This is a genomic window from Streptococcus sp. ELY_90 (assembly GCF_058314475.1).
In genome coordinates this window covers 59,088-82,005 of the sequence record NZ_JBZFUJ010000003.1, presented here as the reverse complement: position 1 = coordinate 82,005, position 22,918 = coordinate 59,088, and the positions used below count along the sequence as shown (strand labels likewise).

The 22,918-nt window shown below is 43.9% G+C and carries 19 protein-coding genes and 1 riboswitch; of the genes, 1 reads left to right on the top strand and 18 read right to left on the bottom strand.

All coding sequences use genetic code 11. The features are described from left to right. Positions 1-12: 12 nt before the first annotated feature. From AC4HAF_RS02965 to AC4HAF_RS02955, 3 genes are all read right to left on the bottom strand, one after another. Positions 13-1,056: a diacylglycerol kinase family lipid kinase gene (locus AC4HAF_RS02965; protein ID WP_491096606.1), complete on the bottom strand. Its 1,044-nt coding sequence runs from the start codon at positions 1,054-1,056 to the stop codon at positions 13-15. Positions 1,057-1,069: 13 nt separating this feature from the next. Further along, the gene (gene ligA / locus AC4HAF_RS02960) at positions 1,070-3,028 is read right to left on the bottom strand and encodes an NAD-dependent DNA ligase LigA (RefSeq protein ID WP_491096605.1); all 1,959 of its coding nucleotides are present in this window, start codon (positions 3,026-3,028) and stop codon (positions 1,070-1,072) included. 178 nt (positions 3,029-3,206) lie between these two features. Continuing rightward, positions 3,207-3,719 (bottom strand): QueT transporter family protein, encoded by a 513-nt coding sequence (locus AC4HAF_RS02955; protein ID WP_075346169.1) that lies wholly within the window; start codon positions 3,717-3,719, stop codon positions 3,207-3,209. After that, a riboswitch (PreQ1 riboswitch) is annotated at positions 3,717-3,812 on the bottom strand. Its footprint overlaps the gene before it by 3 nt. A gap of 28 nt (positions 3,813-3,840) precedes the next feature. Between AC4HAF_RS02955 and AC4HAF_RS02950 the strand changes: the two genes are divergently transcribed. Beyond that, positions 3,841-4,296, top strand: a complete 456-nt coding sequence (locus tag AC4HAF_RS02950) for a GtrA family protein (protein ID WP_491096604.1) — start codon at positions 3,841-3,843, stop codon at positions 4,294-4,296. 107 nt (positions 4,297-4,403) lie between these two features. On the opposite strand, the gene AC4HAF_RS02945 is transcribed toward AC4HAF_RS02950, so the two are convergent. The 15 genes from AC4HAF_RS02945 to AC4HAF_RS02875 form a co-directional block, all read right to left on the bottom strand. Then, positions 4,404-5,003 (bottom strand): response regulator transcription factor, encoded by a 600-nt coding sequence (locus AC4HAF_RS02945; protein WP_491096603.1) that lies wholly within the window; start codon positions 5,001-5,003, stop codon positions 4,404-4,406. Beyond that, positions 5,000-6,094 carry a sensor histidine kinase gene (locus tag AC4HAF_RS02940; RefSeq protein ID WP_491096663.1) on the bottom strand — a complete coding sequence of 365 codons (1,095 nt, stop codon included), beginning with the start codon at positions 6,092-6,094 and terminating at the stop codon, positions 5,000-5,002. Before AC4HAF_RS02940 ends, AC4HAF_RS02945 begins: the two co-directional genes overlap by 4 nt. Beyond that, positions 6,094-6,840: an ABC transporter permease gene (locus tag AC4HAF_RS02935; protein ID WP_491096602.1), complete on the bottom strand. Its 747-nt coding sequence runs from the start codon at positions 6,838-6,840 to the stop codon at positions 6,094-6,096. Before AC4HAF_RS02935 ends, AC4HAF_RS02940 begins: the two co-directional genes overlap by 1 nt. Next, positions 6,827-7,726: an ABC transporter ATP-binding protein gene (locus tag AC4HAF_RS02930; RefSeq protein WP_491096601.1), complete on the bottom strand. Its 900-nt coding sequence runs from the start codon at positions 7,724-7,726 to the stop codon at positions 6,827-6,829. The genes AC4HAF_RS02935 and AC4HAF_RS02930 overlap by 14 nt, the downstream gene beginning before the upstream one ends. 650 nt (positions 7,727-8,376) lie before the next feature. After that, positions 8,377-9,309, bottom strand: coding sequence for a YihY/virulence factor BrkB family protein (locus AC4HAF_RS02925; RefSeq protein ID WP_491091383.1), 933 nt, complete (start codon positions 9,307-9,309; stop codon positions 8,377-8,379). A gap of 11 nt (positions 9,310-9,320) precedes the next feature. Further along, positions 9,321-10,181, bottom strand: a complete 861-nt coding sequence (locus AC4HAF_RS02920) for a methionyl aminopeptidase (protein WP_491096600.1) — start codon at positions 10,179-10,181, stop codon at positions 9,321-9,323. A gap of 21 nt (positions 10,182-10,202) precedes the next feature. Further along, complete coding sequence (gene spxR / locus AC4HAF_RS02915) at positions 10,203-11,486, bottom strand: CBS-HotDog domain-containing transcription factor SpxR (RefSeq protein ID WP_491096599.1); 1,284 nt, start codon at positions 11,484-11,486, stop codon at positions 10,203-10,205. Further along, complete coding sequence (locus AC4HAF_RS02910; protein WP_491091386.1) at positions 11,483-12,034, bottom strand: GNAT family N-acetyltransferase; 552 nt, start codon at positions 12,032-12,034, stop codon at positions 11,483-11,485. The genes spxR and AC4HAF_RS02910 overlap by 4 nt, the downstream gene beginning before the upstream one ends. Before the next feature lie 192 nt (positions 12,035-12,226). Then, a complete protein-coding gene (locus AC4HAF_RS02905; protein WP_491096598.1) occupies positions 12,227-13,213 on the bottom strand; it encodes an aldo/keto reductase in 987 nt (328 codons plus the stop codon). 21 nt (positions 13,214-13,234) lie between these two features. After that, positions 13,235-13,696, bottom strand: a complete 462-nt coding sequence (locus tag AC4HAF_RS02900; RefSeq protein ID WP_491096597.1) for a flavodoxin — start codon at positions 13,694-13,696, stop codon at positions 13,235-13,237. A gap of 210 nt (positions 13,697-13,906) precedes the next feature. Beyond that, a complete protein-coding gene (gene glgP / locus AC4HAF_RS02895) occupies positions 13,907-16,186 on the bottom strand; it encodes a glycogen/starch/alpha-glucan family phosphorylase (RefSeq protein WP_491096596.1) in 2,280 nt (759 codons plus the stop codon). Beyond that, entirely contained in the window at positions 16,158-17,687 is a 1,530-nt protein-coding gene (gene malQ, locus AC4HAF_RS02890) for a 4-alpha-glucanotransferase (RefSeq protein WP_491096595.1), read from the bottom strand. The genes glgP and malQ overlap by 29 nt, the downstream gene beginning before the upstream one ends. Positions 17,688-18,436: 749 nt before the next feature. Then, positions 18,437-19,696 (bottom strand): UDP-N-acetylglucosamine 1-carboxyvinyltransferase, encoded by a 1,260-nt coding sequence (murA, locus tag AC4HAF_RS02885; protein WP_491096594.1) that lies wholly within the window; start codon positions 19,694-19,696, stop codon positions 18,437-18,439. Between the two features lie 151 nt (positions 19,697-19,847). Continuing rightward, positions 19,848-21,044, bottom strand: a complete 1,197-nt coding sequence (gene metK / locus AC4HAF_RS02880; RefSeq protein ID WP_491096593.1) for a methionine adenosyltransferase — start codon at positions 21,042-21,044, stop codon at positions 19,848-19,850. 573 nt (positions 21,045-21,617) lie between these two features. Continuing rightward, complete coding sequence (locus AC4HAF_RS02875) at positions 21,618-22,817, bottom strand: NADH-dependent flavin oxidoreductase (protein WP_491096592.1); 1,200 nt, start codon at positions 22,815-22,817, stop codon at positions 21,618-21,620. Positions 22,818-22,918: the final 101 nt, after the last annotated feature.

The following is a 22,918-nucleotide window of genomic DNA, read 5'->3' as shown; positions in this document are numbered from 1 at the left end:
ATTCCTGCCTAACTAATTTGTCTCCTCTGACTTGTCCAGCCCATCTAAATTTTCTGCTTCCCTAGCAAATTTCTGAGCAATTGCTTCTAATACCAGCTCTTCTGTGTCAAGCGTAATCGCATCGTCGGAAATCTCGTCTGTGTTGGCGAAAAATTCAATATGATTATTCAGATTGCGCAGTTCAATCGGTGCATCGCCGCCGTATTCGCCGTCAAGATTAATCATCATTCTCTTAGGAGGATTGCCCTGAGGAATGATTTTCAGATAGCTCGTTTTGATGTATTCGATCTTTTTATGATTGATATGGCGGCCGCCGGTCAGGACAAGCCGGATCAGATCAGTCAATTCAAAAAGATTAGCCGTCTTCACCAATATCAAAGTAAAATTGCCATCGTCCAATTTAGCATCCGGAGCAATGGTTTCAAAGCCGCCGACCGAGTTGGTCAAGGCCACAAAAATCATTGACGCCTCGCCTTCAAAAACACCGTGATCATGAAATACCTTGACAGGAACATTGCGGACACGCGGCAGCAGTTCAGCCCCTTTGACCAAATAAGCCAAGTAACCAAACATCGTTTTTAACTGGCTGGGCACACTGTAGGTTAATTCGGTCAAACTGCCCGCTGCTGCAATATTGATAAAGTATTTATCTTTGTAAGCCTGACCGATATCCATGTGAACCGTCTGATTTTTGCCGATCAGTTTGGCTGCCTCAACCGGATTGCCGCGGGGAATTTTAAGTGCCCGCGCAAAATCATTGGTTGTACCGGTGGGAATAATGGCCATCTTGGGGCGTCGCTTCAAAGGCGCAATGCCGCTGACCACTTCATTGATGGTACCGTCTCCGCCTGCTGCAATGACAAGGTCAAAGCCTGCCACAGCAGCACGTCTAGCCTCATTTTTGGCAGAATCTGCTTCAGGAGTTGTTTGAAAGGCGCTGGTTTCATAGCCAAAACCTTCCAAAAGGTCCAAAACATCTGCTACATTTTTCTTCATGATTTCCTGACCGGAGGTCGGATTATAAATCAAACGTGCACGTTTTCGTTTTCTTACCATATGTGTTCTCCTTTCACAGACTTTCTAACCAAGCCTCATCTTTGATTTCAATGCCTAAACTTCTGGCCTTTTCCAGTTTTGAACCGGCGTCGCTTCCTGCGACCACCAAACTGGTTTTTTTCGAAACACTGCCGGCAACGTTAGCACCAAGATTCTGCAGCTTTTCTTTGGCTTGATTGCGGGTCAGTTTTTCCAGCTTTCCTGTCAAAACCACCGTCAGGCCTGATAGAGCTGCGTTATTGGACACCCGCTGACCGAGATAGGATAAATTCAGTCCTGATGCTTGTAATTCAGCCAACAGTTTCTGCGCACCGCTGGTGGCAAAATAGGTTTTCAGCGACTGGGCAATGACCGTTCCGAGACCGTCAATACCGGCAATATCCTCAAAATCTGCCGCAGCCAGCTGCGGAATAGTTTCAAATTTTTCCAGCAAGAGCCGGCTGGCCTTGCTGCCGACATGACGGATTCCCAGACCAAACAGCAGTTTCTCGGCCGAATTGTCTTTGGAAGCCTGAATAGCATCATAGAGTTTATTGGCTGATTTCTCTTTAATACCTTCGAGCGTCAGCAAATCTTCAGGGGTCAGCTGATAAATATCAGCGACATCATGGATCAGATCTGCTGTAAAGAGCTTCTCAACAATTGCCGGACCAAGTCCTGCAATATTCATGGCATTGCGGCTGGCAAAATGAATCAGTTTTTCCTTGAGCTGGGCAGGGCAGCGAGGATTGACACATCTCAGTGCCACCTCATCCTCAAAATGAATCAGCCCGCTTTGGCAGGACGGACACAAATTAGGAATCGGCATGGCTTCCTGCTGATCGCGCTTAGCTTTGACAACATGCAAAACCGCCGGAATAATATCGCCTGCCTTATAAACAACGACTGTATCCCCGATGCGAATGTCTTTGTCAGCAATATAGTCAACATTGTGCAGAGTAGCCCGGCTGACCGTTGTTCCTGCCAGCTGTACGGGCGTCAGGTTGGCTGTAGGGGTCACAACACCAGTTCGGCCGACTGTCCAATCGACCGATAAAATTTCGGCTTCTTTTTCCTCCGCCGGAAATTTATAGGCAATAGCCCATCGCGGTGCCTTGACGGTAAAGCCTAATTCCTCCTGCATGGCTAAACTGTTGACCTTAATGACAATGCCATCAATATCGTAAGCTAGCTGCGAACGTTCCTCGGCAACAGTCTCAATAAACCGCCAGATATCATCCATTGATGAGGATACGATATGCCGCGGATTGACAGTGAAGCCCAGCTGAGCAAAGCTCTCCAGTACTTCTTCCTGACTTTCAATAGCAGTCGGTCCTGCTTCCTGATAAATAAAGCTGGCCAGCCTGCGCTTCGCCACAACCCGTGTATCCAGCTGCCGCAGAGTTCCTGCTGCAGCATTGCGGGGATTGGCAAATTCGGCTTCCCCGTTTTCCCGGCGCTCAGCATTGATACTTTCAAAAGAAGCCTTGGGCAGATAGCACTCGCCTCTGACAGTCAGATTGATCGGCTGGGGCAGATGCAAGGGAATATCCTGCACGCGCTTTAAATTTTCTGTGATATTTTCACCGACCGTTCCGTCTCCTCTTGTCGCACCGACCTGAAGGGTACCGTCAACATAGGTCAAAGAAATGGAGAGACCGTCAATTTTCAATTCTGCTAAATATTCTGCTTGGGGAAATTCTGTTTTTACCCGCTGATCGAAAGCATCCAGTTCCTCACGGGAAAAGGCATCCTGCAAAGAAAAAAGAGGGTACTCATGCTGATACTTTTCAAACCCTTCTAAAACAGGTCCTCCCACACGGTGAGTTGGGCTGTCAGGCAGTATGTCCTCAGGGTATTTTTTTTCCAGCTCGGCCAATTCCCGATAGAGTTTATCATACTCGGCATCCGAAACACTGGGATTGTCTTTGGTATAGTATTCCTTAGCGTATTGGTTCAGCAGCTGAACCAGCTCATTCATACGTTCTTTCATAACTTCTATTTTACCATATTTTCAGCGGCTTTCCTTAATTTTTAAATCAGAAAATAAAAACGCAGCCTTGAAAAAAGTCAAAGCTGCGGACAGTTAAAAAAGAACCCGAGATAAAGATATCCCAGATTCTAAATATATGGTCTCTCTGCAGCAGTTTAAAGCTGTTTAATTCCTGAAATTACTTGGTAAAATCAATGTGTTTGCCAGCTCGGTCAATCACCAGTGCACCGATAAGCAGGGACGCAAATTCTCCCAGAGCTGTTGTCAGCCAAGTTATCCAAAAAGGCGTATTAAAGATCACCTTTAATTCTGCTGCAATGGTAAACATAGACAAGGAAAAAAAGATGGCAAAATAAAAGAAGGCTTTGTTGATGAACCCTTTAAAAAGATAAGCATCTTTGTATTTGGCAAAAAGAATAACGCCTAAGCTGACAAAAATAAGGGTTGAGCCGCCGCCGACAAAAACATCTACCAGACCAATTGTCCCCATGGCATTGGCAATCATACAGCCCAGCGTTACAGCAATAATGTATTTAGGATTGAAAAAAGCCAGAAAATAAAGCATCTCAGCCAAACGAAACTGTATGCCGCCGTATGACAGAGCATTGAGAGGCGGTGTGGCAGTCAGCACCACGTATACAGCTGCCACAATAGCAATATGACTTAAATCACGAACAGTTAATTGTTTCATTATTTCTCCTTTGACGGTTGTCCCGTTTATAATATGCTTGGTGAAAGGGAAAAAGCACCAAGGGCTGCTGAGCAGCCTAATCAGTATAGCATATTTTTGCTTTTTTTGATATAGTAAGTTTATGAAAAAAATATTGACTAACAATTTTGTAAAAAAGGTTACCCAGCACGAAGTTTTTAAGTATTTGGTTGCAGGGGTTCTAACAACTATCTTTTATGCTGTTCTTCGCATTGTAATCATCTACCCTATTTTGAAAAATGCCACCCTGACAGCAACTATCGCTAATGTATTGGCTATTGTCTTTGCTTTTGTGATTAATGATACCTATGTTTTCAATCAGGCAAGGCAGGGCTGGCAAAGCCGTTTTGTGAAGTTTTTCCTGGCGCGCCTGTCAACATTATTCTTGGATACTGGTTTAGCCTATCTTTTAGTTGACCAATTCCCGGGAATTATCGGCCAGTTTGTCGGCAATAACATGTCCTGGGTTAATGCCATCGCTACCTTGATCGGTCAGGTCTTAATCATGGTAACCAACTATGTCATCAGTAAATTCTTTATTTTCAAAAATAAAAAATAAAAAAGCAGTCTTGCTGCAAATAGAAAAAGGAGAAAACAGCACGTTCATGATATGACATCGTGAGCCGCTGTTTCTCCTTTTTTACTTGCAAATTATTTTTATCGATCTTAAATCCAATTCTCTTCACGCGCAATTCTGACAGCTTCTGTACGATTGCTGGCAGACAGCTTGTTAAAAATACCGGTCATGTAATTTCGGACCGTGCCGTTGGACAAGAAAAGTTTTTCAGAGATTTCCTGATTAGACAGACCTCTGGCCGCTAAAAGCAAGACTTCCTGCTCTCGCTGGCTCAGCGGATTTGACGTAAAAGTGACTTCCTCAATCAGCTCAGGAGAATACTCTCTTTGTCCGGACAAAACGGTGTGAATCGTCTGCATCAGCTCAGCAGTTGAGCGATCCTTCAGGACATAAGCATCAACATGGGCTGCTAAGGCACGCTTAAAATAGCCTGAGCGCTTGAAAGTCGTCACAATAATAACCTTAGCAGCCTGATGATGAGCACGAATCCACTCCAGCACATCCAGTCCTGTTTTTTGGGGCATTTCAACGTCCAAAATAGCCACGTCAACAGATTCTTTTTGCAGCAAGGCTATTGCCTCGGCACCATTGGAAGCTTGAAATATAGCCTCAACGCCGTCTTCCATGAGCAAAAGCTGACAGAGAGCATCACGCAGCATGGATTGATCTTCGGCGACTAATAATTTCATAGCTGTCCTCCTTCTTCCAAGGTCACACGGACAAGGGTCGGATTGTGGCTGGAGACAATCATCGCCTCTCCTTTAACCAGCTGCAGGCGTTCTTTGATGGAATGCAGTTCTTCACCAGTCAGCTGAGGAAAACCACTGCCGTTGTCACTGACCTCAATTACCAGTTTCTCAGACCTGAATAACTTAATATAACATTGGCTGGCTTTGGCATGTTTGATGATGTTGGTTGTTAATTCTCGCAAAATCATGGTCAAACTGGACTGAATAACAGGCGACAAAGCAGCCAAATCTAATTGATTATCTACTCTCAGACTTATCTCTGCCATAGCAAACATCTCGCTGATATTGCCTAGCTCTTCTTCCACTGTGCGGTATTTGAGATTATTGATCAGTTCGCGGACATTTTTCATCGATTCTTTGCTGATTTGATTGAGCTCCAGCAGTTCCTTGCGGACAGCCGTCAGATTATCCTTGTTGAGCTGTTTGAGAGCCAGTTCCGTTTTTAAGGTCATCATAGCAAAGGTGTGTCCCAAGGTATCATGCAAATCGCGGCCGATACGGTTGCGCTCATTTTCAGCGGCCAGCAGATTGATAGCTTCATTCTGCTTGTATAGCTCCCGTTTCATTTGTTCTTCAATTTGCGTCTGATGCTGAGTATAAAGCATAGTTAAGACGAAAATCGCGACAAGAAAGAAGTAAACTTTATTGAATGTTGATGTCGCACGAGCAAAACCAACTAAGACCACGATTACGATTCCAAGTAAAAAGGAAATAAAGCGATAACTCTTTATCTTATCCCCAAACCGCCAGACGAGAAGATTAACGAGAAAGAAGAAAAACCACATCATGGAGCCTTCGATAAAACAGGATATCCAGACGATGTAGCCTAACAAGTAAAACCAGAGGCAGGCAATTATTTTAGGATAGTCATCTTTGATATGAATAATAGCGATAAAGGCCAGCGCAAAAAGCACCGACGGTAAAAGCGTCCACAAGGGATAGCCAAACCAGCTGACACCGCCCAGCGGAAAAATCATAAAGACCAGTGCTACATAGTAGAGTGGATCCGTTTTTTGAAAGGGTCGAAACATCATTTCACCTCAAGCTTTTTTCCGACTGCAAGAGCAATCACTAAGACTATGATAGCATATCCAAAGAGAATCGAGAGTGACTGGATGGAAATATCTTTATCAAAATAAGAAATCACCGTGTTATTAAAGTGATAAGTCGGTGTCCATTTGGCTAATTTCTGCATCACGTCAGGAAAGGTTGATACCGGCATCCACAGTCCTCCCAAGACAGACAGCCCCATGTAAAATATATTAGCAACTAAAGAGAGGGTCTGCGCAGACTTGATATGAGCAAAAAGGGCACCAAACGGCATGAAACAGGAAGCCCCGACGAATAACAGTCCTCCTGCTGTCAGCCAGTCTTTCCAGGGCATGGACACATCTTTGACAAAGTGGCCGACCAGAAACACAGCTATGATCGCCAAAACAAAGTGCACCAAGATAGTTATAATTTTACTGGCATAATACTGCCACAAGGGCACAGGGCTGTGCTGAACAGCCTTTAAACGATTGCCGGTCTTATCCTCGTGAAATGCAAAAGGCAGCGAGTAAAAAGCAAAACTGAGGCTGGAAAAAGCGGTCATTTGCAGCATATACTGTCTGATCCAGACTTTAGCCATTTCTTTTGGCATGGATTCATCATTAGCCCAAATAGTAGTAAAGAGCAGGAAAAAGCCAATCGGCATGCCAACAGCCATAATTAAATTAGATAAAGAACGTTTGTTGACAAGATATTCTTGCCTTAACATTGCTTTAAAGGTTTTCATGAGCTTTTTCCTCTCTTTCATTTTCAAAAATACTGTCAAGCAGGGTTCGGTTGGCCATTTCAATATCCTCAATAGGACATCCGGCATCTTCTAAAATCTGCCAGATTGTTTGAAATTCCTTAGTTGTGAAGGTTATTCTGTCTGATTTAACAGTCAAATTGTAAATAGACTGATCCTCTATGTTTTCTAGATAGGCAAGCGGCAGCGTGAAGACCTTCTCTTTTTCTTCAGCCCGCATGAGATAAGGCGTAGTATCGCGCAGCAATTTCCCATCATGCAGCACCAAAATACGATCCGCTGTATGCTCTACTTCTTCGATATAGTGAGACGAATAGATAATCGTTTTCCCCGATGCCTTGAGCTCATTAACAATTTCCCAAAAGCGCTTGCGCGTGCTGGTATCCATCCCGGCTGTCGGCTCATCAAGAAAAATAATATCCGGCTGACCGATAATGACTTGAACAAAAGCCAGCAAGCGGCGCTGACCGCCGGAGAGCTTTTCAGCAAATTGATTTTTTTGCTCAGCTGTAAAACCAAGCAGCCTGTCAATCGCTGTGTCAGACAAAGGATCAGCATAAATACTTTGCTGAAACTGAAGAAGTTCTGACACTTTTAACTTTTGTTCGGTTAAATTTTCCTGAAAAAGGATGCCGACCTTGCCCTTAAGCTGTGAATCATAGGCCGATTTCCCCAGCACTTCAATCTGCCCGGCTGTCGGATGATAGTCTCCCAAAAGACAGGACATAAGTACCGTCTTGCCTGCCCCGTTGGGACCGATCAAGGCCATACAATCACCCTCATTGACCTCAAAAGAGAGGTTTTTCAGTGCTTTTTTATCCTTAAAATTTTTTGTCAGCTGTGAAACTTTAATGATCGTTTTAGTCATGCGGATTCTCCTTTCATGAGCTGCAAAAGCCTACCGAACCTATAGTGACAAGAGAACAAGCAGCCAGTCACAAAGCTCTGCCTTTTTCGAAAATGGGCTAAAAGCCTGTATGCCCGGTAATTTCGGCACTTCCTGTTATAAGCACTAAAAAGCAGACGCAGCTATTATTTTTTCTTGTTTTCTTCACTTTCTGCTTTTATTATAAAAAATAAAAAACATTCCGTTTAGCACAGAATGTCATATCATGACATGACTTTTGTCATGTCTTAAGGTTGTAGATAAACTCCCAAAAATAAATTCTCTCTAAAGTTTCATCATAGAATAGTATCACTTTTCGTTTTTGTAAGATGATATAGAAATGAGCGAAGTCTAATCTGATACTTTCCAATGTAGCAAAAAAGGCAGAAACATTGAGTTTCTGCCTCTCGGAGATTTTGAGACCTAGGCTCAAAATCTAGGTATGGAATTCCGAAGGAAGTCGCTACCGTCCGTGCTACCTAAGGAAAGTATCATAACAAAATATTACTTTTTGAGAAAATAGACTTTTTCTTCAGTCTGTGACATGACTTTTGTCATGTCTCATTATATAAGGCTTGGTCTTTTACAGCTAATCACCCAGAATGAACAGGCAGCTAACCTGGATCAAGCCATCATTTCTTGTTTTCTTCATCTTTTTTAGCCATAAAGTCCCGTCTGGATTGGATAATAGTGATAATGTTGCCTCGTCTTGGTTTAAATTCCTTAACGTATTTCTTCTGATAGCTGGCATTTAAAACAGCCCCTAAAATCAGAATTCGGGCAAAGACAATAAACCACAGCATTAAAGCAAACAAGGTCACCGATCCAAAGACCCGGAGATTTTCCATACTGGCGGTGGCATATCTCAGATAAGTCCCAAACACGCTCGTCATTGTAAAGAAGAGAATACTTGTAAAGATCGTACCCGGCAGAATATAGCGGATTTTCCTGATTCGGACATTGGGCAGGATATAGTAGAGAACCGCTAAGGCAACGAAGAAAATCGCAGCGGTTACCGGCTGGGTTAAATTCATCAAAATATCATACAAATCCTGATTGAGATAAGAATTGTGATACAAAAAAGTCAGCACTGTCTTACCAAACGTTGACAGTATAATCGCCAGCGCTAAAAAGAAAATCACCAGCAGGCTGGAAAAAATCCCGACGATATGCCCTAAAATCAAATCACGGTGATCTTGAATGCCGTAGGATTTATTCATTGATTTCTGCAAAAACGTCAGACTCTTTGACATGGTCCACAGACCTGTCACAACAGCCAGCCACAAGAGACTGGTAGAGGGTTTGTTGAAAATCCCGACAACAATGCCCGAGGTGCTTTCATAGAGCTGTTCAGGCAGGTTATTCTCCATAAATGATAAGAGTTCTGAAGTATCAATATCCAGATAAGGAAACAAGTTGGCAAGCAAGATTAAAAAGGGAAAGATGGTCAAAATAAGATAATAAGCTACTGCGATACTGGAGAGATCCATCTCAGAGCTTTTATAGTAGGTTAAAAAATTCTGAACATACTGGCTTGCCTGTAATTTTTCAATAAACTTTTTCACTGCAACTCCTATTAATAGGTGCCCTCTTCTCCCTGGCTGGTCAGAATACGCGGACCGTCTTTGGTAATAACAAACTGATGTTCATATTGACAGGAAAGACCGCCGTCAAGCGTCTTATGAGCCCAGCCTGTCTGCATATCAGTGTCAATTTCCCAGGTTCCCGTATTGATCATAGGTTCAATTGTCAGCACCATTCCTTCTTTCAAGCGCAGACCGCGTCCGGCTCTGCCGTAGTGAGGTACATTAGGTTCTTCATGCATGGTCGGACCGACACCGTGACCGACTAAGTCGCGCACAACACCGTAGCCAAAGCTTTCAGCATATTCCTGAATGGCTGCACCGATATCGCCGATACGGTTGCCGACAACCGCCTTTTCGATTCCTCTGTAAAGGCATTCCTTGGTAACATCCATGAGAGTTTTAACTTCTGTGGAAACCTCTCCGACAGCATAGGCCCAGCAGGAATCAGCGATACCGCCGCGGAAACTGTCTGTGTACTGTTTGACTTCAGCCACATTATCGAAATTTAATTGTGATACATCTAAATCTTCTTTGGCAATAGGACCGCCGATAACCATATCCACCTTAAGAAGATCGCCGTCTTGTAAGGTATAATGGCGCGGAAAGGCATGGGCTACCTCATCATTTAAACCGCAGCAGGTTGCATAGGGATAGTCCATAAAATGACCGTCTGCCCCGATTTGTAAGGGCAGGAAATTTTCTTCCTTACAGCGCCTGCGGACGTATTCTTCAATTTCCCACATATCCAGCCCCGGCTTAATCAAATCACGCAAACCGATATGGATGCTGGCTAAAAAATCACCTGCTTCATCCATGGCTTCAATTTCACGCGCTGATTTCAATGTAATCATGTCTTATATAACTCCTTAGCTTTAATTCAGTTTTGTCGTAACGACGGCCTTGGTAACAACTTGACTGCCGTGATAAATTTCAAAATCAAGTGTCGCACTCCGTCGATTTTCAGTGATGACCTTGGGCTGAATTTTCAGCAGGTCATCAATTTGAACGGCCTGTAAAAAGTATAACATCATTTGCTCAATAATGATATTCTTTTTGTGTTTTTGCGTCAAAACCCGCATGGTAATATCCTTTAAAAATTCCGTTAAAACGCCATGTGCCAGATTTCCTGCTGGATCAATCATAGCCGGCTCCACTACAAATTGAAAACCGGTTTTTTCCTCCTGCAGATTGGCCGTAATCTGCTCACTGTAGGTATAGGTACTGGTTCTTTGAAAATTTTGCAGATTTTCCATCACCTGCCGGCGCGTAATAACACCTAAAAGGCTGTAGTCTTCCTTAACGACCGGCAGCATATCATAATCTTCAAAAATCATCTTTTGGCTGATATTGGCCAGACTCAGAGTTGGTTTGGCAACGACAGGATTTTTAGTCATCAGCTGATTGAGCACCATATTAGGATCCTTGCCGGCCACATCGCGCATACTGATAACACCCACAACCATATTGTGGCTGTTGATGACCGGATAGCGCACGTGGTTGGTTTTTTTGATCAGATTGTTATAATCCCTGACTGTGTCTGTGTCGTGCAAGAAACCATGATAAAGCTTTTCCTGATAAACTTCCTCGACAGTTTTAATGTCCGTTTTGATGCGAACATTGGAAAGAGCCTGATTGATCAGCGTGGCAACGGTAAACGTATCATAATTGGTCACCATGACCGGAATTCCCAATTGATTGGAGGTTTCACGTACCCTTTCAGACACAGGAAAACCACCCGTTACTAAAATGGCATTTTTATTTTGCAGGGCCAAAAGCTGAATATTTTCACGGTCTCCGACAATCAGCAGACCATCCTTGGTCAGGTAGCGGTGGATATTGTCAATAGTCATGGCACCGATAGAAAATTTACTGAATTCATGACTGAGCCCGGACTCACCTGAGACCACTTCTGATTCGCTGATATTGGCAATTTCCCGGTAAGTCAGCTTGCTTAAGCGCACGCGCACCTTTTTCTCCACCCGAATGGTGCCGCTGCGCGGCCATGTTTCCACTATCCCGCGGTTTTCCGCTTCTTTAATCGCCCGATAGGCTGTTCCGTCACTGACTTTCAAATGATTGGAAATGCTTCTGACACTGACGCGCTTGCCGATGGCCAGATTTTCCAAATATTCTAAAATATCCTGATGCTTGCTCATTCTGTCTTCTCACCTATCCTTAATTCATATCTTAAATAATCACGCATTTTATGCGTGTAGCGGTCGCTCCCCTTAAACTGCTTGACCAAATGAAAACCGGCTTTTTCTGCCACTCTGGCACTGGCTGCATTCTCTTTATGAATGACGATCTTCAGCAGCTTTAAATGAAATTCTTTAAAAGCCAGAAAAACCAAGGTTTTGACTGCTTCAGTTGTCAGCCCCTGTCCCCAGTAATCCTTGTGCAAAAAATAACCGATCTCGGCTGTTTGCGCCGTTAAATCGAGCTTGTCAAAGCGAATCGCACCAATCATTTTATGATTTTCCTTGTGCTCAAGAGCCCAGACACCCAGAGGGTTTTTCATGAAATAATGAACCAGCAAAAAATCACTCTCAGCCCGACTGGCCTGATGAGGAAAGATAAAAGGCAGGTTCTGTCTGTTTCCGGCTATCTCATAAAAATCCTTATGATCCTTAAAGGCAAAGGGGCGCATGAGGAAATGCTGGGTCTCAACTTCTGCAAAGCGTCCGAACTGTGTCCATATATCCATATTGTTATATTACAGTTTTTTTGCCCAAGAGTCAAAGAAAATGCCGTATTTTTAAGAATTCAGGATCTCTGAAAATGACTGTAACAGTTGTTTTTATAAAAGACAGATATATTTAGCCAGACTTTCTAAAATTAAAAAAAACGAGACCGCACAGATTCTTAGCCAGCAATCCCTGCTTGTCTCGTATTATCATTAAAGAGCCCCTACAACCTTATGAGGCAGGTATTTCTCATCCAGATAGGCCATATCCTCATCAGTCAGTTTTAGGTCAAAAGCACCCATAAAATCATCAAGATACTTCTCCTTAGTCACACCCACAATAGGCGAGTCAATCCCCTTTTGCCACAGCCAGGCCAGAGCAATCTGAGCACGAGAATGATTATATTTTTCAGCCAGTTCAGCAACACGTCTGACGATAACCATATCTTGCTCTTCTGTGCTGTCATATTTGGATTTTGCTGTTTCATCAGTCCTGCTTCTAGCCGTATCAGCTGTCCAATCGCGAACAACACGGCCTGCTGCGAAGGGACTGTAAGGCGCTAAACCGACGCCTGAATCCTTGCAAAACGGAATCATTTCTCTTTCGTCTTCACGGTAGAGCATATTGTAATGATTTTGCATAACAGAAAATTTGGTCCAGCCATTCTTTTCAGCTGTATACTGGGCTTTCTGGAATTGCCAAGCATACATGGCTGATGCGCCCAAATAATGTACTTTACCAGAACGGACCAAATCATTAAGCGCTGACATAGTTTCTTCAATCGGCGTGTTATAGTCCCAACGATGAATGTAAAGCACATCAATATAATCCGTTCCTAGACGCTTGAGACTGGCATTGACCTGATTAAAAATTGCCTTGCGTGAAAGTCCCGTTGTATTGCGCCCTTCATGCTGACCATCACCAAAGAAAAGTTTCGTAGCAATAATCATTTCCTCACGGTCTGCAAAATCGCGAATAGCACGGCCCAAGTACTCTTCACTGCTGCCAGCACCATAAACATTAGCTGTATCAAAGAAATTGACTCCCAAGTCCAATGCTTTTTTAATAATAACTCTGCTTTTTCCCTCATCCAAAAGCCAGCCTGAGTGAAATCCTTTACTAGCATCACCAAAGCTCATACAGCCCAAGCAAATCTTAGATACCTCAAGTCCTGTCTGACCTAATCTTGTATATTCCATAATATTATTTCCTTTCTTAGACTAAATGCTTTTCAGCCAGTTTTTAATACTAGATGAACTTGATAAAATCCGGCCCTGCGGCAGATTAAGACCGGTCCACTCTTCCATCGCTTTTTGCGCATCATGATAATCAGAGCCGCCTGATGTTGCAAAAGCAGCCGCTTTTTTATTGGTCAAATCAAGATTCTCAAGAACGGTGCGGATAATTTTCGGCGGAATGCCCCACCAAATCGGGTGACCGATAATCACTTGATTATAAGGAGTCAGATCCGGCAAGGCACCGCGATAAGCAGGGCGGCTGGCTTCATCATTTTGTTCCTGATTAGCCCTGCAGCCTGCACTTGTCCAGGTCAAATCTGCTGCTGTGTAATCTTTTTCAGGCAGAATCCGATAAAGATCTGCTCCTAATTCCTGAGCCATTGTTTCTGCGGCTCTTTTGGTATTCCCTGTATTGGAAAAATAGAGAATAAGCGTTTTTGTCATAGCTTTGTCCTCCTTTACTTAAACTTGATTTCATTATAATACTTGAAGTCGACTCCAAGTCAAGTAAAAACAGGCAGTTTCATTTTAAAAATAATAACTTTACAAGCTGGGAAAACACCGACTGTTCAAATTCTGAGACAGGCTTTGCCCCAAAAAGAAGCAAAAAAAGGCCGGGATTTTTTAATCCCGAACCTTTTGTATCGCTTTATCTTACAGACTGTGCCAAATGTCTTTATCGTATTGTTCGATTGTCCTGTCTGATGAGAAGAAACCAGCCTTGGCAATGTTGTGAAGCACTTTTTTGTTCCAAAGCGCCTGATTTTCGTAATCAGCCAGCATTTGTTCCTTCTTAGCAATGTAATCTTGCAAATCAATGAGGGTCATGAACCAGTCCTTATTGATCAATTCATGATAGAGGCGTTCTAAGCGTTCTTTTTTACCCAGAGCCAGAATATCAGGACTGACAATAAAATCAACAGCCTCTTTGATAGCAGCGTCATTAGCATAGTAGTCTTTAGCGACATAGGCATTTTTAGCATAGAGATCAATAATGGTGTCAGAATCCTTGCCAAAGGTGTAGATGTTTTCTTTGCCGGCCAGCTCAGCAATTTCAACATTAGCCCCGTCCATAGTTCCCAGAGTTAAAGCGCCATTGAGCATGAATTTCATATTGCCGGTACCGGAGGCCTCTTTAGAAGCCAGAGAAATTTGCTCAGAAATATCCGTTGCCGGAATCAGTTTTTCAGCGAGCGTGACATTGTAGTTTTCAACAAGGAAAACATTGAGATAAGGACTGACAGCCGGATCGTTATTGATTAGCTCGGACAGGCAAAGAATCAAGTGGATGATGTCCTGGGCAATGGTATAGGCCGGCGCCGCCTTACCGCCAAAGATAACCGTAATTTTGCGTTTTGGCAGACGGCGGTGTTTCTTAATTTCCAGATACTTGTGGATCACATAGAGGGCATTCATCTGCTGGCGCTTATACTCGTGGAAACGCTTGACCTGTGTATCGATGATGGAATTAGCATCCAGCTCAATTCCCTTATTTTCTTTCAAGTAGCGCTTAAGAGCGACCTTGTTGTCAAATTTAATTTTGCCCAAACGGTCATGAACCGCCCTGTCATCCGCAAAAGCAAGCAGTTTTTCCAGCTGGCTGGCATCTGTCAGATAATCGTCTCCGATCAATTCTTTGATGTAAGCGGCTAAATCTTGATTGGCAAATTCCAGCCAACGGCGGAAGGTAATCCCATTGGTTTTATTATTGAATTTTTCAGGATAAATGTCGTAGAAAGGCTTGAGCTCACTGTTTTTAAGGATTTCCGTATGCAGAGCAGCCACACCGTTGACACTGGTTGAAAAATGGATATCCAAGTGAGCCATGTGGACACGGTCGGACTTATCGATGATCTGCACAGCTTCATCATGGTATTTTGCACCAATCCGCTCATCCAGTTTTTTAATAATGGTAACCAAATGCGGAACCACTTCTTCTAAATAAGCCAACGGCCATTTTTCCAAAGCTTCCGCTAAGATGGTATGATTGGTATAGCCAACCATATTTTCAACGACAGACACTGCTTCATCAAAATCCAGACCGTGTTTTTCCGTCAGCAGACGAATCAGCTCCGGAATAACCATGGACGGATGCGTGTCATTGATCTGTACATAAGCATAATCAGCTAGATCATGGAGATTTGAACCGCGTTCAAGCGCTTCGTCTATTAAAAGCTGGGCTGCATTGGATACCATGAAATACTGTTGGTAAATACGCAGCAGCTCACCGTTTTTATCGGAATCATCCGGATAGAGGAAAAGGGTCAGATTTTTCTTGATTTCAGTTTTGTCAAAGGTAATGCCATCCTTGATCAGACCGTAATCGAGCCCATCAATATCAAATAAATTGAGGTAGTTTTTACTGTCCTTATGATAGCCTAAAATATCAATACGTTTCAGTGTCGATTTAAGGGTGAAATCACGGAAAGGAACAGCGTAGGAAATATCAGTCGGCATCAGCCAAGAATCATCTTCAATCCAGTAATCGGCTTTAGCTTCCTGCTGATTGTCCCGAAAGACCTGCTTAAAGAGACCGCAGTGATAATTGAGCCCGACGCCCTCACCGTTAATACCAAGCGTTGACATGGAATCAACAAAACAAGAAGCCAAGCGTCCCAGACCGCCGTTGCCAAGCGAGGGCTCCAGCTCGATATCTTCTACCTGACTGATAGATTTGCCGGCGGCAGCCAAATCGTCTTTGACAGCCTCATAAAGACCTAGGTTGATCAAATTGTTGGACAGTAATTTACCAATCAGAAATTCAGCTGAAATGTAGTAGACCTTGCGTTTAGAGCTGTTTTTAGGCATACCTTCAGCAGCTTCCTTGACAAAGTGCAAAAGCTGGATATAGATTTCCCGATTGCTCAATTGTGAGAGGGCTTGCCCTGTTTTGTTCTCAGCATAGTTAGTGAACTGCTTCGTCTTTGATGTCATTTTCTTCATTTCCTCTTTGATATAGTTTCGTTAATGCAATTAAAAAATCTTTTTTGTCCGAGGTCAAATCCTTGGCTCGCATGCGCCACTGCCAATTGCCGCCAATAGTAGACGGCGTGTTCATGCGCGAGCCGGCAGGCTTATCGAGCAGATCCTGCATGGTTAAGATTGCTGTATTGCTGGCGGTTGCAAAGAGCAGCCGCAGCATGGCTTGATTGACAGGCTCGATGGGCTGGCGGTGGGTATAGGCATCGACAAATTCCTGTTGCTCTGCACTTAGGTTATCATACCATCCGTTAACGACTTCGTTGTCATGAGTTCCAATATAGGCAACACTGTTAGGCACACAGCGGTGAGCCATGTCGATACTCTTACCTGTTAGATCATAAAAACCGAATTCCAAAACTTTCATACCCGGAAAGCCCGTATCCCGCAGGAGCTGTCTGGCTCTGTCATCAACATAGCCCAGATCTTCAGCAATAATCGGCAAATCTCCTAAAACATTTTGAACAGCTCTAAAGAGAGCAATACCGGGACCGGGCTGCCAGCTGCCGTTTTTGGCAGACTTAGAATCCCCCTCAATTTCCCAGTAATCGGAAAAGCCTTTAAAATGATCAATCCGCAGAACATCGTAAATTTTAAAGCTTTCCTGAATGCGGTAAATCCACCAGGCAAAGCCTGTCTCCCGATGATTTTGCCAGTCATAAATCGGATTGCCCCACAGCTGCCCCTCATCGCTGAATTCGTCCGGCGGACAGCCGGCTACTGACATAGGGTTCATATCCTCATCCAGTTTAAAGAGTTCGGGCATTGTCCAGACTTCAACGCTGTCAGTTGCTACATAGATGGGCATATCACCGATAATTTTAATATGGTTCTTATTGGCATAGGACTTGAGCGCCAGCCATTGTTCAAAAAAGAAATATTGAGTCACTTTATAATAGTTAATCTCATCAGCCAAGAGATGCCGATAATAAACCAGCCGCTCATCATCGCGCCGGATAGCCTTTTTATCTCCCCACTCCTGCAGGGCCTTATGACCAAAGTGCTCTTTGATAGCCATAAATTCAGCATAGTCATCAAGCCAAGTCTCGTTTTCCTCTTCAAACGCTTTTAATTGTTCAAGATTTTTTTCGACAGCCAAAAAGTTGGCAACTGCCTTTTCTAAAATCGGCCTGCGAACCTTAAATAGAAGCGCATAATCAACAGCTTCCTCATCATCACCAAAGGAGACATCCGCATAATCAGTTTCTTTCAGCAGCCCGTCCTTTTGCAGCAAATCAAAATCAATAAAATTGATGTTGCCGGCAACTGCAGAAAAAGATTGATAGGGAGAGTCCCCATAACTCGTTGAGGTCAAAGGCAGCAGCTGCCAGTAGGTCTGCTTGGTTTCCTTAAGAAAATCAACAAACTGATAGGCTTCCTGACCAAATGTGCCGATACCAAATTTGCCCGGAAGAGAGCTGATATGCAGCAAAACACCGCTTGCACGTGTTTCCATACGTTTCTCCTTTAATTAAGATACTAAGGGCGTGAAGAAAGCGAGAAGAAAATAGGAGCCTAACGCCATGCGCTTGCGCATCAGGCAGGCTGTCTTTTTCTCGACGCTTTTAGCCCGTGTTCAATTACTAAGATACTAAGAGCGTCAGCGAGCAAGGGCAAAATAGGAGGTTCGACGAAGAGTCGCAGAACTCTAGGAGAAGCTGTCTTTTTGACACAGCTCGCAGCTCGTGTTCAATTAACAAGATACGGCAGAGGATTGTTATCTAAGTGCTTCGCACTTGATAACAAACGCCAATCACCATAGTGAATTGGCTGCCTCTCCCACTAACGTCGCTTGGTCAGTAAGATCGACTAACCAAACGACGTGTCGCTAAGGGCGTGTCAAATCCGTATAAAAATAGGAAACGGACGCTGTGTCGTGAAGACACAAGGACGTTTATCTTTTTTACTAGGATTTTAGCCCGTGTTCTATTACTAAGATACTAAGAGCGTCAGCGAGCAAAGGCAAAATAGAAGGTTCGACGAAGAGTCGCAGGACTCTAGGAGAAGCTGTCTTTTTGACACAGCTCGCAGCTCGTGTTCGATTATTTGCTAAGCTAAGAGAATTATAGCGCAATCGTTTGCATAAGTCAATACCTTTCTCAGAACAAAAACAGAGACTGAAACGATACCTCATACCCTTTCAGTCTCTGTTTTTTCTTTACCAGCACCTAGATTCATTCAGCACGTCCATGGTAAGCAAATTTTTTACTCTTCTACAATTTTGATATCTGCTCCCAAGTGGGTTAATTTTTCAATAATATCAGAATAGCCCCTCAAAATAAATTCAATATTGGAAATGACCGTCTGTCCCTTGGCAATGAGGCCGGCTGTCACAAGAGCAGCTCCTGCACGCAGGTCAGTTGCTTTAACCGGAGCACCGGTCAGTTCATTTGGTCCTTCATAAACAATCTGACCGCCCAGAACAGAGATATGAGCTCCCATTCGTGCCAGCTCCGCCACATGATTGACACGTTTCTCATAGATGGTATCACGGATTTTACCGCGGCCCTGAGCCTTTAATAAGAGAGGCGTAATGGGCTGCTGCAGATCAGTTGCAAAGCCGGGATAAGGAGATGTTTTCAGCGAAACAGCCTTTAAATCGCCCTGCTTTTCCACAAAGATGCTGTCTTCTTCGATGGTCATGCGCACGCCCATTTCTTCCAGCTTTGAGATAAAGCTCTCTAAATGCTCGTACAAAACATTGGTGATTCTGACTCCTTGGCCGATAGCAGCGGCCATGGCGATGTAAGTTCCCGCTTCAATTCGATCGGGAATAACCTGATGACGAGTACCGTGGAGTCTCTCAACACCTTCAATAGTGATAATATCAGTTCCTGCACCGCGGATATGAGCTCCCATATTGTTTAAAAGCGTTGCAATATCAATGATTTCCGGTTCACGCGCAGCATTTTCAATAACCGTGCGCCCCTTTGCCTTGCTGGCTGCAATCATGGTATTGATGGTCGCTCCGACACTGACCGTATCCATGTAAATATGGGCACCCTTGAGCTCTCGGCCCTCGGTTGAAAGACGCATAGCTTCGCCTTCATAAGAAACGACGGCACCCATAGCTTCAAAAGCCTTTAAATGCAAATCAATAGGCCGGGGCCCCAAATCACAGCCTCCCGGCAGACCAACCACTGCCTGACCAAAACGCCCAAGCAAACCGCCGTAAAAATAATAGGACGCCCGCAGACTGTTAATTTTCCCATAAGGCATGGGAATATCTTTTACACCGCGCGGGTCAATCTTAAGACTGTCTCCTTCGCGCTCAATGCTGGCTCCCATCAGGGTCATGATGTCAATCAAACTGTCCACATCACTGATCGCCGGAACACCGTCCAAAGTCACAATATCATCCGCTAAAATAATGGCTGGAATCAGGGCAACAACACTGTTTTTTGCTCCCGAAACAGCCACTTCGCCTTTTAAAGGGCGGCCGCCGTTAATAACAATTTTCCGCATACAATCAAAACTTTCTTTAATCTTTAACTAGAATTCAACTAATCTATTTTATCACATCTTAAGTCACATTTCAAACTAACTGAATAATTAAAAAATAATGAAAACTTTTTCATATATAAAAAATATAAAAAAGCAGGTTTTCCCTGCCTTTTCAGTCATTTTTAAGAGCTTTTTTGAGTGCCTCAGTCTTATCCATTTTTTCCCAAGGCAGATTAATATCAGTACGGCCGACATGCCCGTAAGCCGCAGTCTGACGGTAAATAGGACGCTTTAAGTCCAGCATCTTGATAATGCCTGCCGGACGCAAGTCAAAAATCTGACGTACCGCTGCTTCCAGCTGACTTTCAGCAACCCTCCCCGTTCCGAAAGTATCCACACGGACTGAAACAGGCTGAGCTACTCCAATGGCGTAAGCCAGCTGAACTTCCGCCTTCTTGGCAAGACCCGCTGCGACAATATTTTTAGCAATGTAGCGCGCTGCATAAGAAGCCGAACGGTCAACCTTTGTAGCATCCTTGCCGGAAAAAGCACCGCCGCCATGACGGGCATAGCCGCCATAAGTATCAACAATAATTTTGCGGCCGGTCAAACCAGAATCTCCTTGCGGTCCGCCGATAACAAAACGGCCGGTCGGATTGATGAGATACTTGGTCTTGTCATCAAGATACTCCGCCGGAATAACGGCTTTAATGACCTTTTCGATAACATCCTTGTGAATCTCTTCATTGCTTGCCTCGGGATTATGCTGCGTGGAGATGACAACCGTATCCACACGAATTGGCTTACTGTTTTCATCATATTCAACCGTTACCTGACTTTTAGCATCCGGCCGCAGATAGGCAATTTCGCCTGATTTTCGTAAATCTGCCAAACGTTTCACCAATTTATGTGATAAGGAAATTGGCAACGGCATCAATTCCGGTGTCTCATCAACGGCAAAACCAAACATGATTCCTTGATCCCCGGCACCAATCAAATCAAGCGTGTCCTGCTTATCATGCCCGCGTACCTCAAGAGCTTCATTAACGCCTTGGGCAATATCCGGCGACTGTTCAACTAAGGATGGGTGCACCCCGACTGTTTCGGCTGAAAAGCCGTATTCAGTTTTTGTATAACCAATTTCAGCAATGGTATCACGTACTATACGGTTAATATCCACGTAAGCCGTCGTTGATATTTCACCAAAGACATGGACCGACCCTGTATAAACGACCGTTTCAGCGGCCACATGGGCATCGGGATCCTGTGCTAAAACAGCATCTAAAATAGCATCTGAAATCTGATCTGCAATCTTATCGGGATGTCCCTCAGATACAGATTCAGACGTAAACAATTTACGTTCTGACATAAAAATGTCCCCCTTTTAATAAAAATAATTGTAATGAATCATGTTGATAACTTAATTGTAAAAACAAAACTGCTATCTTCCTGGTTCCATTACTTTTACAGAGAAATAAAAAAGATTTTTTCATTTCTCTTAATGATATCGCAAGAAAACCTATGTTAGTTGATCTCAATGAGTTACGACGTCACAAACCAAAGCAAGCCAAAATTCGATTTTAATGTTGGTTTGCGGCTAGTAAGTCGTTTAGGAAAAATTCCATAGGATTTCCCATCGTTTTATGAGCAAGTTGATTTGCCATAAAACTTAGCGAGTTAAAAAGTTACAAAGCACTGATTTGCAGCGTCAATAAAGATCTAGCAAGTTTGGATCAGCTGTCCTCAATCTCTGACCTTATCTATCGGTACAAATCACCTTTTCGGGACTTATTAACTGTTCTATTGTACCATGTTTTGACGCAATAATTTAAAAAATCCTATATTTTTTCACAATAGCAGGATATAAATAGGACTAATAAAAAAGAGCGGCGAGAACTTAGAAGCCTCATTTTTTCTAAGTTCTGCACACTCTTGTCAATGTCTAATTCGCATTTGAAAAGCCCTTGAAACCTTCCGGCATTCCCTTGCTGAGATGTTTGATAGAATCAGTGCCCGGAATAGGCGGCAGACCAGCGGATCCTTCTGCAGTAAAGGCCTGCAATAAACCGGGTGTCCAGTGCGCTTTTTCCAGCTGCTCTGGAGATATCTCGTGAGCAATAGTGTCACCTTTGCCCTCGTCAATCTTCTTGCCAAAGAGAGGATCTACAATCGTACCGCGCCCAACTGCAATCAAATCCGTGTAATTCTCAACAGCATCCTTAGCAGCTTCTTCTGAGAAGACACCGCCGACAGCAATCAGCTTGGTCTGATCATCCAAGATTTCCTTGAAGTATTCCGCAAAAGAGCGTTCAGCACCCTGCGGCTTAGAAGCGTAGCCATTCCACAGGGAAAGATGAATGTAATCAAGATCATTTTTAATGACTTCTTTGATCAGATCCAGCGCCTCCTTATAGGTATAGCCGATGGTATCTCCGTGAATTTCTTCCGGGCTGATGCGGTAGCCGACGATGAAATCATCGGGAGCATACTGAGCAACGACGCGCTTAACTTCGTGAACAACTGCAAGCGGAAAAGCCATTCGTTTTTCTAACGAACCGCCCCATTTATCCGTTCGCTGATTGGAAAAAGCTGAAAAGAACTGCTGAATACCGTAGTGGTTAGCCCCATGAATTTCGACACCGTCAAAACCGGCATCAATAGCCCTCTTGGCTGCGCGGCCGAAATCCTTGACAATCTCTTCAATTTCATCCCCGGTCATTTCCCGAACGGGATAGGACAGAAATGAAAAGTCCAAAGCTGAAGGCGCCAGAACCTCTTTGCCCTTAGCAGCACGGCCCATAGCTTCACGGCCGCCGTGATGAATCTGCAAAATGGCCTTATTCCCATCTTTCTTCAGTGCCCGAGCGATTGATTTGATAGAGTCTAAATGTTCATCATCATAGATGCCCAGCTGCTCAGGAAAACCGGCCGGTGTACATGGTCCGCCGGTTTCACTGACATAGTGATACTCAGCAATCAAAAGTCCTCCGGCCTGCGAACGTGCACCGTAATAGTCCAGCGTATCTTCTGACGCAAAACCACCTTCCTTGCCTGAGAAGGTCAGCATCGGCGGCAGGACAATGCGGTTGTGCACTTTTGCACCATGGCGAAAGGTAATCTCATCTGTAAGTTTATGAACCATTTTTTCCACCTCCTTATTGTGAAAACGTTTTACCACCTTCATTATAGCACTAAAGAAAGAAAAAGACGGGGAAAAACAAGCGCACAGCCAAATTATTCTCT